Below are 12,951 nucleotides of genomic sequence, written 5' to 3'. Positions count from 1 at the left end.
CACACAGATGGATATGGGAATCGCAGGACGTACCGCGCTCGTTTGCGCGGCCAGCAAGGGGTTGGGGCGCGGCTGCGCCGAAGCGCTCGCCGCCGAGGGCGTCAATCTGACGATCGTCGCGCGCACGGCCGAAACGCTCGAAGCGACCGCGGCCGAAATCCGCAAGCAGAGCGGCGTCGAGGTCAGGACGGTCGCGTGCGATATCACCACGCCGGAAGGCCGCGCCGCCGCGCTCGCCGCCTGTCCGCAGCCGGACATCCTCGTCAACAACGCGGGCGGGCCGCCGCCGGGCGACTTCCGCAATTTCACGCACGACGACTGGATTCGCGCGCTCGAAGCCAACATGCTCACGCCGATCGAGCTGATCCGTCAGACCGTCGACACGATGAGCGCGCGCGGCTTCGGGCGCATCGTCAATATCACGAGCTCGGCGGTGAAGGCGCCGATCGACGTGCTGGGCCTGTCGAACGGCGCGCGCTCGGGGCTGACCGGCTTCGTCGCGGGACTCGCGCGCAAGGTCGCGCCGACCGGCGTGACGATCAACAATCTGCTGCCGGGCATCTTCGACACGGACCGCATCGCGGTCACGTTCGATGCGCAGGCGAAGGCGCAGAACATTTCCGTCGACGAGGCGCGCAAGCAGCGCATGAAGACGATTCCGGCCGGGCGCTTCGGCAACCGCGACGAGTTCGGCCGCGCGTGCGCGTTCCTGTGCAGCGTGCACGGCGGGTTCATCACCGGGCAGAACTGGCTGATCGACGGCGGCGCTTATCCGGGGACTTATTGAGCGGGTACGTAGCCGGTACATAGCAGGTACGTACTGGGCGGCCTGCACCTGGCGGGTATTCGCCGAACAGGTGCATATCGGGCCAGTGCCGGCCAGGCCAGGCGCGGCGCGTACGCCATACTGGCGTGCCGTCGTACCGGGCAGGCACGCACCACGGCAGGTTCACGCGGAGCCGGGCATCGTCGCCGGGCCCGTGCGGCATCATCGGCAACATCGGCGGCAACGATACATAACGACAGTGACCCCTAACGGTTTGAGGAGCTTTACGTCATGACCACCCGCATTGCGCTGATCGCGCACGATCACAAGAAGGACGACATCGTCAAACTGGCCGGCGAATACGTCGATACGCTCGCGCACTGCGAGATCGTCGCGACCGGCACGACCGGCGGGCGCATCAGCGACGCGCACGGCCTCAAGGTCGAGCGCATGCTGTCCGGCCCGCACGGCGGCGACCTGCAGATCGGCGCGCAACTGGCCGAAGGACGCGTGGACATGGTGATCTTCCTGCGCGATCCGATGACGCCGCAGCCGCACGAGCCCGACATCAACGCGCTCGTGCGCGCTTGCGACGTGCACAACATTCCGTGCGCGACGAACATCTCGACCGCGCGCATGGTGCTCGACGTACTGGCGTTGCGGATGAAGGGCCAGGCCTGACGGCGCGGGCGCGGCGGGCGCCTGGCGCTCGCGGAACAAGCGCTGCGCGCCACGCGCAAGCCGCACGCGCGACGCGACAATCCAGAATCCAGATCAAGGAGACATGATGGCCAAGGCAATCCGATTCGATAAAACCGGCGGCCCCGAAGTGATGAAATGGGTCGACGTGGAAGTGGGTGAGCCCGGCGCGGGCGAGATCCGCATCCGTCAGACGGCGGTCGGTCTCAACTATATCGACGTGTATTTCCGCACCGGCCTGTATCCGCTGCCGCTGCCGGGCGGCCTCGGTATGGAGGCGGCCGGCGAGATCAGCGCGGTAGGCGCGGGCGTCGGCGGCCTGAAGGTGGGCGATCGCGTCGCCTACGTCGCGCGGCCGCCCGGCGCGTATGCGCAGGAGCGCGTGCTGCCGGCCGCGCAGGTCGTCAGGCTGCCCGATGCGGTGAGCGACGAGCAGGCCGCCTCGGTGATGCTGCAAGGGCTAACCGCGCAGTATCTGCTGCGCCGCACGTATCGGGTCAAGGCCGGCGACACGATCCTGATCCAGGCCGCGGCCGGCGGCGTTGGCCTGCTCGTGTGCCAGTGGGCGAAGGCGCTCGGCGCGACCGTGATCGGCACGGTCGGCTCCGACGAGAAAGCCGAGATTGCCAAGGCGCACGGCTGCGATCACGCGATCGTCTACACGCGCGAGAACTTCACGAAGCGCGTGCGCGAGATCACCAACGGCGCGGGCGTGCCCGTCGTGTACGACTCGATCGGCGAGGACACCTTCGAGAAGTCGCTCGACTGCCTCGCGCCGCTCGGATTTTTCGTGAGCTTCGGCAATGCGTCGGGTCCGCTGCCGCCGATCGATTCCTCGGAATTCGCCGGACGCGGCTCGCTGTTCTTTACGCGTCCGACGCTCTTTACCCATATCGCCAAACGCGCCGATTACGAGGCGATGTCGGCGGAACTGTTCGACGTGCTCGTGTCGGGCAAAGTCAAGACCAGCATCAATCAGCGCTATGCGTTGCCGGACGTCGGCCAGGCGCATGCCGATCTCGAAGGCCGCCGCACGACGGGGTCGACGATTCTGCTGCCGTAAGGGCGAAAGGCGAACGCGGAAGTAAAGGGCGAAACAAGCGCTGAAACAAGCGCCAAACCCAACCCAAAGACGAAGGCGGCGAATCGCGCCGCCCACACACTGCCTCGTTTCACCTCGCCTGACTGAGGGCCGCTCCGTCGCAAGACCGGGCGGCCCTTTTGCGTTTACACGATTTTTACGCGCATCCCCGCATCTTTGACTAGGCCTTTAGACGGATCGGCATACCGTTGCATCCATCCGGAATCCGTCAATGGAGAACAAAAATGGATGTGCTGTATGTCGGGGGGCTCGTGCTGTTCGCCGTGCTGACCTTCGGATTGATCGACGGCTGCGAGAAGCTCGCGCAGTTCCGCCGCGGACAGGGAGCGCGCTCATGACCTGGATGCTCTGGCTGGCCGGCGCGTCGACCGCGCTGCTGTTCGCGTATCTCGTGTATGCGCTGCTGCGCGCGGAGGACATCGAATGAACGCGAACAATGTCCTGCAGGCGAGCCTTTTTATCGTCGTGCTGCTGGCTGCCGCGGTGCCGGTGGCGAGCTATATCGGCGCGGTGATGGACGGCAGTTCGCGCGTGGTGCGCCTCGGCGCGCCGCTCGAACGGCTGCTTTACCGTATCGCGGGTGTCGATGCGTCACGGGAGATGGGCTGGAAGCATTACGCGATCGCGACGATCGCGTTCAACGTGCTCGGCGCACTGTTCCTGTACGTGCTGCTGCGCGTGCAGGGCGGGTTGCCTGGCAATCCGCAGCAATTCGGCGCGATGTCGGTCGACAGCGCCTTCAACACGGCCGTCAGCTTCGTGACCAACACGAACTGGCAGGACTACACGCCCGAGCAGAGCGTCGGCTATCTGACGCAGATGCTCGGCTTGACCGTGCAGAACTTCCTGTCGGCGGCGACCGCCATCGTCGTCGTGATGGCGCTGATTCGCGGTTTCGCGCGCCATACCGCGCAGACCATCGGCAACTTCTGGGTCGACGTCACGCGCGTGACGCTGTACGTGCTGCTGCCGATGGCGGCTCTCGTCGCGGCCTTGCTGATGAGCCAGGGCGTGATCCAGAACTTCAAGGCGTATCAGGACGTGCCGACGCTGCAAACCACCACCTACGCCGCGCCGAAGCTCGACGCGCAAGGCAACCCGGTGAAGGACGCGAAGGGCAATCCGGTCACGGTCGACACGCCCGTGAAGACGCAGACCCTCGCGATGGGCCCGGTCGCCTCGCAGGAAGCGATCAAGATGCTCGGCACCAACGGCGGCGGTTTCTTCAACGCCAATTCGGCGCACCCGTACGAAAACCCGACGCCGTTCTCGAACTTCGTGCAGATCTTCTCGATCCTCATCATCCCGGCCGCGCTCACGCTCGTGTTCGGCCGTGCGATCGGCGACCGCAGGCAGGGCGTGGCCGTGCTCGCGGCAATGACGATCGCGTTCGGCGTTTGCGTGTTCGGCGAAATGAGCGCGGAGCAGCGCGGCAATCCGGCCTTTGCGGCGCTGCATGTCGATCAGTCGGCCAGCGCGCTGCAAGCGGGCGGTAACGCCGAGGGCAAGGAAACGCGCTTCGGCATCGCGCAGTCGGGCATCTTCACGGTCGCGACCACGGCGGCGTCGTGCGGCGCGGTCGTCAATACGCACGACTCGCTGACGCCGATCGGCGGCCTCTACCCGATGCTGCTGATGCAGCTCGGCGAGGTGATCTTCGGCGGCGTCGGCTCCGGCATGTACGGCATGCTCGTGTTCGCGCTGCTCGCGGTGTTCGTCGCGGGTCTGATGATCGGCCGTACTCCTGAATACGTCGGCAAGAAGATCGAGGCGTACGAGATGAAGATGGTGTCGATCGTCGTGCTGCTCACGCCGCTGCTCGTGCTGGTGGGCACCTCGATCGCGGTGCTCAGCGACGCGGGCCGCGCCGGCATCGCGAACCCGGGCGCGCACGGCTTCTCCGAAATCCTCTACGCGTTCAGCTCGGCCGCGAACAACAACGGCAGCGCGTTCGCGGGCTTGTCGGTGAATACGCCGTTCTACAACTGGCTCACCGCGATTGCGATGTGGTTCGGCCGCTTCGGCACGATCGTGCCGGTGCTCGCGATTGCCGGCTCGCTCGCCGCGAAGAAGCGCATCGGCGTGACGGGCGGCACGCTGCCGACGCATGGGCCGCTCTTCGTCGTGCTGCTGCTCGGCACCGTGCTGCTGGTCGGCGCGCTGACCTACGTGCCGGCGCTCGCGCTCGGCCCCGGTGTCGAGCATCTGATGATGATGGGCGCGCAGTGAGGCGGCGCAGGCAAACCCGCAACTGAACAGCTCAAAAGCGCGCGCCGGCGGCAGCGGGTTGCAAGACCCAGGCAAGACCCGGGCGAGCCCCGGCCCGCGCAACGCGATATTCGAGGATTCAATGACTGAACATAACGCTACGAAGTCCATGTTCGATCCGGTGCTGTTGCGCCCGGCGATCGTGGACTCCTTCAAGAAGCTCACGCCGCGCACGCAGTTCCGCAACCCGGTGATGTTCTGCGTGTACGTCGGCAGCATGCTGACCACGATACTGTGGATCGCCGCGCTCGGCGGCCAGGCCGAGGCACCCGCGGGCTTCATTCTCGCGGTCTCGTTATGGCTGTGGTTCACGGTGCTGTTCGCGAACTTCGCGGAAGCGCTCGCCGAGGGCCGCTCGAAGGCCCAGGCCGCGTCGCTGCGCAGCGCGAAGAAAGACGTGGTGGCCAAGAAGCTCAACGAGCCGCATCCGAAGTCGCCGATCCGCATCATGACCGCGTCCGATCTGCGGCGCGGCGACGTCGTGCTGGTCGAGACCGGCGACGTGATTCCGGCCGACGGCGAAGTGATCGAGGGCGTCGCGTCGGTCGACGAGTCGGCGATCACGGGCGAATCGGCGCCGGTGATCCGCGAGTCGGGCGGCGACTTTTCCTCGGTGACGGGCGGCACGCGCGTGCTGTCCGACTGGATCGTCGTGCGCGTCACGGCGAATCCGGGCGAGGCGTTTCTCGACCGCATGATCGCGATGGTCGAAGGGGCGAAGCGGCAGAAAACGCCGAACGAAATCGCGCTGACGATTCTGCTCGTCGCGCTGACGATCGTGATGCTGCTCGCCACCGCGACGCTGCTGCCGTTCTCGATCTTTTCCGTCGAGGTGGCGAAAGCGGGCCACGTCGTCACGATCACCGCGCTCGTCGCGCTGCTCGTGTGCCTGATTCCGACCACGATCGGCGGGCTGTTGTCGGCGATCGGCGTGGCCGGCATGAGCCGCATGATGCAGGCGAACGTGATCGCGACCTCGGGCCGCGCCGTCGAAGCGGCCGGCGACGTCGACGTGCTGCTGCTCGACAAGACCGGCACGATCACGCTCGGCAATCGCCAGGCCTCGCAGTTTCTGCCTGCGCCGGGTCTGACCGAGGAAGCGCTCGCCGACGCAGCGCAACTGGCCTCGCTCGCGGACGAAACGCCGGAAGGCCGCAGCATCGTCGTGCTCGCGAAGCAGCGCTTCAATATCCGGCAGCGCGATATGGGCTCGCTGCATGCGGTGTTTCTCGCGTTCAGCGCGCAGACGCGCATGAGCGGCGTCGATCTTTCCCCCGAGGGGACGCCGCCGGGGGCGCATGGCCGCGAAATCCGCAAGGGCGCGGCCGATGCGCTCAAGCACTACGTCGAAGCGAACGGCGGGCGTTTCCCGAACGAAGTCGACCATGCGGTCGCGGACGTGGCGCGCCGCGGCAGCACGCCGCTCGTGGTCGCCGAGAAGGGCGAGCAGGGCGCGCGCGTGCTCGGCGTGATCGAGCTGAAGGACGTCGTGAAGGGCGGCATCAAGGAGCGCTTCGCCGAGCTGCGCAAGATGGGCATCAAGACCGTGATGGTGACGGGCGACAACCGCCTGACCGCCGCCGCGATCGCGGCCGAAGCCGGGGTCGACGACTTCCTTGCCGAAGCGACGCCCGAAACGAAGCTCGCGACGATCCGCGCGCACCAGGCCGAAGGGCGGCTCGTCGCGATGACCGGCGACGGCACCAACGACGCGCCCGCGCTCGCCCAGGCCGACGTCGCGGTGGCGATGAACAGCGGCACGCAGGCCGCGAAAGAGGCCGGCAACATGGTCGATCTCGATTCGAACCCGACCAAGCTGATCGAGATCGTCGAGATCGGCAAGCAGATGCTGATGACGCGCGGCTCGCTGACCACGTTCTCGATCGCCAACGACGTCGCCAAGTACTTCGCGATCATTCCAGCCGCGTTCGCCTCGACGTATCCGGCGCTGAACGCGCTGAACGTGATGCATCTGGCGACGCCGGCCTCGGCCATCATGTCGGCGGTGATCTTCAACGCGCTCATCATCGTGCTGCTGATTCCGCTCGCGCTCAAGGGTGTGCGCTATCGCGCGCTAGGCGCGGCGATCCTGTTGCGCCGCAATCTGCTGGTCTATGGCCTCGGCGGAATCATCGTGCCGTTCATCGGCATCAAGCTGATCGACATGGTGCTCGCCGCGCTCGGCTGGGTTTGAACATGCGGCGCGCCGGCTACGAAGCGCCGCTGTGCCGGCGTACTGAAGTGACGAAAAGGGAAAGAGACCCATCATGAAAAATCTGTTCCGTCCGTTGATCGTGATCTTCGCGGTATTGACCGTGATTACCGGACTCGCTTATCCCGCCGTGATGACCGCGATCGGTCAGGCGGCGTTTCACGACCAGGCCAACGGCAGCCTGATCGAGCGCAACGGCAAGCTGGTCGGCTCGCAACTGATCGGCCAGCAGTTCGATGCGCCGCAGTACTTCTGGGGCCGCCTGTCGGCGACCACGCCGATGCCGTACAACGCGCAGAATTCGGGCGGCTCGAACCTCGGGCCGAACAATCCGGCGCTGCTCGACGAGATCAAGGGCCGGCTCGATGCCTTGAAGGCAGCGGGCACCGATCTGTCGAAGCCGGTGCCGGTCGATCTGGTGACTTCGTCGGGCAGCGGGCTCGATCCCGAGATCAGCCCGGCCGCGGCCGCGTATCAGGTCGCGCGGGTGGCGCAGGCGCGGCACCTCGCGGTGAGTGACGTGCAGGCGCTCGTCGCGCGCTATACGACGGGCCGCCAGTTCGGCGTGCTCGGTGAGCCGCGCGTGAATGTGCTGAAGCTCAATCTCGCGCTCGACGAGATGCAGCACGGTTGAGCGCGGGCCATTGCGTAACGGGCAGAAGTGGGAAGAAGCTGGCAGAGGCCGGCAAAGCCGACGGAAGCGGCGGTAAGATGCGGCCGCAAAGTCGGGCCACAAAGTCATGCCGCAGGGCAAACCGTGCCTCGTCGCGCGACGAGGCACGTTGCCGTTGCGGTTCAACCGAAAGGGCGGCGCTCGCGTGGCGCCGCGCTGTTATTTGCGGGCCGGCGCGGGCCGTGCCACCATGCAGAAAGCGCCGCTCGCGCGACCCTGAAAACCACTGAGCATGAACCGCCCCGATCCTGACGAATTGCTCGACAAGCTGCAGCGCGACGAAGAAAAACGCCAGCGCGGCCGGCTGAAAATTTTCTTTGGCGCGTCGGCCGGCGTCGGCAAGACCTATGCGATGTTGCAGGCCGCGCGCCGCCGCCAGGAAGAGGGCGTCGAGGTGCTGGTCGGCATCGCCGAAACGCATGGGCGCGGCGAAACCGCCGCGCTGCTCGCGGGCCTCGACGTGCTGCCGCTCGCGCATATCGAATACCGCGGCCGCAAGCTCGGCGAGTTCGATCTCGACGCCGCGCTCGCGCGCAAGCCGCAACTGATTCTCGTCGACGAACTCGCGCATTCGAACGTGCCGGGCGCGCGTCATCTGAAGCGCTGGCAGGACGTCTACGAACTGCTCGACGCGGGCCTCGACGTCTATACGACCGTCAACGTGCAGCACCTCGAAAGTCTCAACGACGTGGTCGGCCAGATCACCGGCATCCGCGTGTGGGAGACCGTGCCCGATCGCGTGTTCGATCACGCCGACGAAGTCACGCTCGTCGATCTGCCCGCCGAGGAACTGCTCGACCGCCTGCGCGACGGCAAGGTCTATATGGCGCAGCAGGCCGAGCGCGCGGTGCGCAATTTCTTTCGCAAGGGCAACCTGATCGCGCTGCGCGAGCTGGCGCTGCGCCGCACCGCCGATCGCGTCGACGCGCAGATGCGCGAGTACCGCGCCGACCGTTCGATCCAGCGCATCTGGCAGGCGCGCGAGCGCCTGCTCGTGTGCGTCGGGCCCGGGCCGGAAGCGCCGGCGCTGGTGCGCGCGGCGGCGCGTCTTGCCGCGAGCCTGCGGGCCGACTGGCTCGCCGTGTATGTCGAAACGCCCGCGTTGCAGCGTCTGCCCGATGCGCGCCGCGAACGCACCTTGAACGCGCTGAAGCTCGCCGCCGAACTGGGCGCCGAGACCGCCACGCTCGCCGCCGCCGACGCGCTCGATGCATTGATCGGCTACGCCCAGGCGCGCAACGTGTCGAAGCTCGTGGCGGGCGCCTCGGTGCGCACGGGGCTGAAGCGCTGGCTGCGCAGGCCGCTCGGCGAGCGCATCGCCGAGAAGGGCGGCGACCTCGATCTCACGCTGATTCGCGTATCGTCGGAGCGCGAGGGCGCCGAGCAGCGGCGTCTCCTGAATACGACCGCGAATGCATGGCGCGAGGCCATGAGCGCGGCGCGCGAGCGCCGCTCGCCGGCGCGCGCGTATGCGTTCGCGCTGGCGATCGGCACGGCCATCACGCTGCTGTCGAGCCAGCTGATCGATCGCATCGACCTGACCAATCTCGTGATGCTGTACCTGCTCGGCGTGATCTTCACGGCGGTGAAGATCGGACGCGGGCCCGGTGTCGTGCTGTCGTTCGCGAGCGTCGCCGCGTTCGATTTCTTTTTCGTGCCGCCGCGCATGTCGCTGTCGGTTTCCGATACGCAGTACCTGCTGACGTTCTTCGGCATGCTGCTGACCTCGCTCGTCATCAGCCATCTGACGTCGAGCCTGCGCCGCGAGGCGAGCGTCGCGCGGCGCCGCGAGCAGCGCACCGGCGCGATGTACGAGATGGCGCGCGAACTGGCCGCGGCGCTGACCACCGAGCAGATCGTCGGAACCGGCAGCCGGCACGTGAGCGAGGTGTTCGGCGCGCGCGTCGCGATCCTGCTGCCGGACAGCGCCAATCAGGTCAGGCAGAAGATCGAGGACCCGGATGCTGCGATCACGCTCGACGGCGGCGCGCTCGATCTCGACGTCGGCCAGTGGGTCTACGATCAGCAGAAGCCGGCCGGCCACGGCACCGACACGCTGCCCGCGGCGGCCGCGCTGTATCTGCCGCTGAAGGCACCGATGCGCACGCGCGGCGTGCTCGCGGCCGTGCTGCGCGACGAGCGCGAACTCGACGTGCCCGAGCAGCGGCGCATGCTCGACGCGTTCGCCGCGCAGATCGCGCTCGCGCTCGAACGCGTGCATTACGTCGATATCGCGCGCGACGCGCTCGTCAACATGGAGTCGGAGCGGCTGCGCAATTCGTTGCTGTCGGCGATTTCGCACGATCTGCGCACGCCGCTTACGACGATCGTGGGGTTTTCGTCGATGCTCGCGCAGGGGCGGCAGGGGGCGGCGGAAGTTGGGCGTGCGGATGCGCAGGCCGCCACGCGCGCGCAAGCGTTGGGGAATGCGCGACCTGAGGCGCGGGCCGAGGAGCAACGCGAGGCACAGGCGGAAGCACAGGCGCACGCACAGCCAGGCGCACCGGTGGAAATAGCGGCACAGGCGCACAGCGCAACGCAAACCGAAGCACAAGCCGCCGCGCGGCGCAGCGACGAACTCGTCGAGGCGATTCACGAAGAGGCGCTGCGCATGACCGGCATCGTCACGAATCTGCTCGACATGGCGCGTTTGCAGGCCGGCAGCCTGCAACTGAACCAGCAATGGACGCTGCTCGAGGAGACTGTCGGCGCCGCGCTGCGCGCCTGCCGGCGCGTGCTCGCCGGGCACCCGGCGCGGGTCGTGCTGCCCGCCGATCTGCCGCTGCTGCACCTCGACGCGGTGCTGATGGAGCGGCTCTTCTCGAACCTGTTCGAGAATGCCGCCAAGTACACCGCGCCCGGTACGCCGCTGACGATCGGCGCAGAGCGGATCGAGGCGGACGGCGCGCCGTTCGTGCGCGTGAGCGTCGACGACGACGGCCCTGGCCTGCCGGCCGGCATGGAAGCGCGCGTGTTCGAGAAGTTCACGCGCGGCGAGAAGGAGTCGGCGAAACCGGGTATCGGCCTCGGGCTCGCGATCTGCCGCGCGATCGTCGAGGCGCACGGCGGCACGATCGGCGCGCTCAACCGGATCGGCGCGGACGGCCGCGTCGCAGGCGCGCGCTTCTGGTTCACGCTGCCGGTCCAGACGCCGCCCGCCGTACCCGATATGCTCGACGACGAAGACGCCGCCCTCAACCCGCAGGACAAACCCGCCCATGAGTGACCCGAGCATCACCGTCGTTCTGATCGAAGACGAAAAGCAGATTCGCCGCTTCGTGCGCACCGCGCTCGAAGGCGAGGGCATCGCCGTGTACGACGCCGAGACCGGCAAGCAGGGGCTCGTCGAAGCGGCCACGCGCCAGCCCGATCTGGTGATCGTCGATCTCGGCCTGCCCGATACCGACGGCCTCGACGTGATCCGCGAGCTGCGCGGCTGGAGCGAGCTGCCGGTGATCGTGCTGTCGGCGCGCACCCAGGAAAGCGAGAAGGTCGCCGCGCTCGATGCTGGCGCCGACGACTACCTGACCAAGCCGTTCGGCGTGTCCGAGCTGCTGGCGCGGATTCGCGCGCATCTGCGGCGGCGCAACCAGGGCGGCGCGAACGAATCGCCGCAAGTGCGCTTCGGCGCGGTCAGCGTCGATCTCGCCTTGCGCCAGGTGACGCGCGACGGCGCCGCGATCCATCTGACGCCGATCGAATACCGCCTGCTCGCGACGCTCGTGCGCCACGCGGGCCGCGTGCTCACGCACCGGCAACTGCTGCGCGACGTGTGGGGGCCGTCGCATGTCGAGAGCCATCACTATCTGCGCATCTACATGGCGCATCTGCGCGGCAAGCTCGAACGCGACCCGGCGCAGCCCGAGCATATCGTCACCGAGACCGGCGTCGGCTACCGGCTGGTCGGGGCGGGGTGAAGCCCGCCCGGTTATAATCTCCCGACGTAAGGACGACCTTGCGCTTGCATCGATCATCGGGGACGGCCCCATTTTTATGGAGCTGTCTCTGATGTCCTGGTTTCTTCTTCTGATCGCCGGTTTGCTCGAAGTCGCGTGGGCGGCCGGTCTCAAAACTTCCGAAGGCTTCACCCGTTTCTGGCCGTCCGTGTTCACGATCGTGACCGCGCTCGGCAGCTTCGCGCTGCTCACGCTCGCGATGCGCCAGCTGCCGCTCGGCACCGCCTATGCGGTGTGGACCGGTATCGGCGCGGTCGGCGCGTTCATCTTCGGCGTCGTGATGATGGGCGAGGCGCTGACGCTCGCGCGTGTCGCCAGTGCGTCGCTGATCGTGATCGGGCTCATCGGGCTGAAGCTGTCGTCGGGCCACTGAGGTTGGGCGACCGAGGTTCGGCCACTGAAGTTAGGGCACCGAGCCAGCAGCATTGATTCAACACGCATCGCCCCCCGCCACGGCCGGTTCGCCACCCTGCGTTCTGCGAATTAACGTGGCTATAATGAGACAGAACCTATCCTGAAATTGCCCGCGGCCTGTTCGGCCCGGCTGGCCAGGCGAGCCTGACGACTTCGGCGCGAAGCCTGCGCTTCATTCCGCCGCGGCGCCCGGCACGTCCCAAGCGCGTGGAGGCGGCCATGCTTGAATCACTTTCGCTTGCTGCTGGCCTCTCATGGGGCAGCGGTCTGCGCCTCTATCTGACGGTCCTGCTGGCCGGCGTGTTCGAGCGTCTCGGCCTCATTCATCTGCCCGCCACGCTGTCCGCGCTGTCCTCGCCCTGGGTGATCGGCGCGGCCGCCGTGCTGACGCTCGCCGAATTCCTCGCCGACAAAATCCCCGCGTTCGACTCGCTGTGGGACGCGATCCACACCTTCATCCGCATTCCGGCCGGCGCGGTGCTCGCCGCCGGCGCGCTCGGCCATGCCGATCCGGCTTTGCTGGCGGTCGCGGCGCTCGCGGGCGGCACGCTCGCCGGCACCGCGCATCTCGCGAAGGCCGGTACGCGCGCGCTTATCAATCTGTCGCCGGAACCGTTGTCGAACGTCGTGACCTCGACCGCCGAGGACGGTCTCGTCTTCGGCGGCGTGCTGCTCGCGCTGTTCGTGCCGCTCGCGTTTCTGGTCCTGATGGTAGGCTTTCTGCTGCTCGCGGCGTGGGCATTGCCGCGGTTGTGGCGTGGCGTGCAGGGCGGGTTTCGCGGCATGGCCACGCATATGGTGTCGCGATTTGCGAGGAGCAGGCACGATTGAGCGAAGCACTACCCGGGTCCAAGGCAGGTT

At 67.3% G+C, this 12,951-nt stretch carries 12 protein-coding genes; all 12 read left to right on the top strand.

Features of this window, described 5'->3' with window-relative positions:
* Positions 1–7: 7 nt before the first annotated feature.
* The 12 genes from F3J19_RS25390 (at position 8) to F3J19_RS25335 (ending at position 12,921) form a co-directional block, all read left to right on the top strand.
* Positions 8–787, top strand: coding sequence for an SDR family oxidoreductase (locus tag F3J19_RS25390; RefSeq protein ID WP_167047850.1), 780 nt, complete (start codon positions 8–10; stop codon positions 785–787).
* Between the two features lie 270 nt (positions 788–1,057).
* Positions 1,058–1,447 (top strand): methylglyoxal synthase, encoded by a 390-nt coding sequence (locus F3J19_RS25385; protein ID WP_167047847.1) that lies wholly within the window; start codon positions 1,058–1,060, stop codon positions 1,445–1,447.
* A gap of 106 nt (positions 1,448–1,553) precedes the next feature.
* The gene (locus F3J19_RS25380) at positions 1,554–2,528 is read left to right on the top strand and encodes a quinone oxidoreductase (protein WP_167048001.1); all 975 of its coding nucleotides are present in this window, start codon (positions 1,554–1,556) and stop codon (positions 2,526–2,528) included.
* Positions 2,529–2,791: 263 nt separating this feature from the next.
* Entirely contained in the window at positions 2,792–2,905 is a 114-nt protein-coding gene (locus F3J19_RS25375) for a potassium ABC transporter ATPase (RefSeq protein WP_167047844.1), read from the top strand.
* Positions 2,902–2,994: a K(+)-transporting ATPase subunit F gene (gene kdpF / locus F3J19_RS25370; RefSeq protein WP_017331558.1), complete on the top strand. Its 93-nt coding sequence runs from the start codon at positions 2,902–2,904 to the stop codon at positions 2,992–2,994. Before F3J19_RS25375 ends, kdpF begins: the two co-directional genes overlap by 4 nt.
* Positions 2,991–4,796 carry a potassium-transporting ATPase subunit KdpA gene (kdpA, locus tag F3J19_RS25365; RefSeq protein WP_167047841.1) on the top strand — a complete coding sequence of 602 codons (1,806 nt, stop codon included), beginning with the start codon at positions 2,991–2,993 and terminating at the stop codon, positions 4,794–4,796. The genes kdpF and kdpA overlap by 4 nt, the downstream gene beginning before the upstream one ends.
* Positions 4,797–4,917: 121 nt before the next feature.
* Entirely contained in the window at positions 4,918–7,029 is a 2,112-nt protein-coding gene (gene kdpB / locus F3J19_RS25360) for a potassium-transporting ATPase subunit KdpB (protein ID WP_167047838.1), read from the top strand.
* Between the two features lie 73 nt (positions 7,030–7,102).
* Positions 7,103–7,681 carry a potassium-transporting ATPase subunit KdpC gene (kdpC, locus tag F3J19_RS25355; protein WP_167047835.1) on the top strand — a complete coding sequence of 193 codons (579 nt, stop codon included), beginning with the start codon at positions 7,103–7,105 and terminating at the stop codon, positions 7,679–7,681.
* 271 nt (positions 7,682–7,952) lie between these two features.
* Entirely contained in the window at positions 7,953–10,946 is a 2,994-nt protein-coding gene (locus tag F3J19_RS25350; RefSeq protein WP_167047832.1) for a DUF4118 domain-containing protein, read from the top strand.
* Complete coding sequence (kdpE, locus tag F3J19_RS25345) at positions 10,939–11,637, top strand: two-component system response regulator KdpE (RefSeq protein WP_167047829.1); 699 nt, start codon at positions 10,939–10,941, stop codon at positions 11,635–11,637. The genes F3J19_RS25350 and kdpE overlap by 8 nt, the downstream gene beginning before the upstream one ends.
* Before the next feature lie 91 nt (positions 11,638–11,728).
* On the top strand, positions 11,729–12,049 hold the full coding sequence (sugE, locus tag F3J19_RS25340) for a quaternary ammonium compound efflux SMR transporter SugE (protein WP_167047826.1): 321 nt from the start codon (positions 11,729–11,731) through the stop codon (positions 12,047–12,049).
* Between the two features lie 260 nt (positions 12,050–12,309).
* On the top strand, positions 12,310–12,921 hold the full coding sequence (locus F3J19_RS25335) for a DUF4126 domain-containing protein (protein WP_167047823.1): 612 nt from the start codon (positions 12,310–12,312) through the stop codon (positions 12,919–12,921).
* Positions 12,922–12,951: the final 30 nt, after the last annotated feature.

This window comes from Burkholderia sp. Ax-1724, assembly GCF_011752995.1.
Taxonomy (GTDB): domain Bacteria; phylum Pseudomonadota; class Gammaproteobacteria; order Burkholderiales; family Burkholderiaceae; genus Paraburkholderia.
The sequence above is the reverse complement of the archived record's forward strand: the minus strand, read 5'-3'. Positions and strand labels throughout refer to the sequence as shown.

What these genes read in the sequence shown, in the direction of transcription:
- kdpA (WP_167047841.1), top strand. Translation starts at nt 2,991, where the DNA reads ATGAACGCGAACAATGTCCTGCAGGCGAGCCTTTTTATCGTCGTGCTG.
- F3J19_RS25380 (WP_167048001.1), top strand. Translation starts at nt 1,554, where the DNA reads ATGGCCAAGGCAATCCGATTCGATAAAACCGGCGGCCCCGAAGTGATG.
- F3J19_RS25390 (WP_167047850.1), top strand. Translation starts at nt 8, where the DNA reads ATGGATATGGGAATCGCAGGACGTACCGCGCTCGTTTGCGCGGCCAGC.
- kdpB (WP_167047838.1), top strand. Translation starts at nt 4,918, where the DNA reads ATGACTGAACATAACGCTACGAAGTCCATGTTCGATCCGGTGCTGTTG.
- kdpF (WP_017331558.1), top strand. Translation starts at nt 2,902, where the DNA reads ATGACCTGGATGCTCTGGCTGGCCGGCGCGTCGACCGCGCTGCTGTTC.
- F3J19_RS25350 (WP_167047832.1), top strand. Translation starts at nt 7,953, where the DNA reads ATGAACCGCCCCGATCCTGACGAATTGCTCGACAAGCTGCAGCGCGAC.
- kdpE (WP_167047829.1), top strand. Translation starts at nt 10,939, where the DNA reads ATGAGTGACCCGAGCATCACCGTCGTTCTGATCGAAGACGAAAAGCAG.
- sugE (WP_167047826.1), top strand. Translation starts at nt 11,729, where the DNA reads ATGTCCTGGTTTCTTCTTCTGATCGCCGGTTTGCTCGAAGTCGCGTGG.
- F3J19_RS25385 (WP_167047847.1), top strand. Translation starts at nt 1,058, where the DNA reads ATGACCACCCGCATTGCGCTGATCGCGCACGATCACAAGAAGGACGAC.
- F3J19_RS25375 (WP_167047844.1), top strand. Translation starts at nt 2,792, where the DNA reads ATGGATGTGCTGTATGTCGGGGGGCTCGTGCTGTTCGCCGTGCTGACC.
- kdpC (WP_167047835.1), top strand. Translation starts at nt 7,103, where the DNA reads ATGAAAAATCTGTTCCGTCCGTTGATCGTGATCTTCGCGGTATTGACC.
- F3J19_RS25335 (WP_167047823.1), top strand. Translation starts at nt 12,310, where the DNA reads ATGCTTGAATCACTTTCGCTTGCTGCTGGCCTCTCATGGGGCAGCGGT.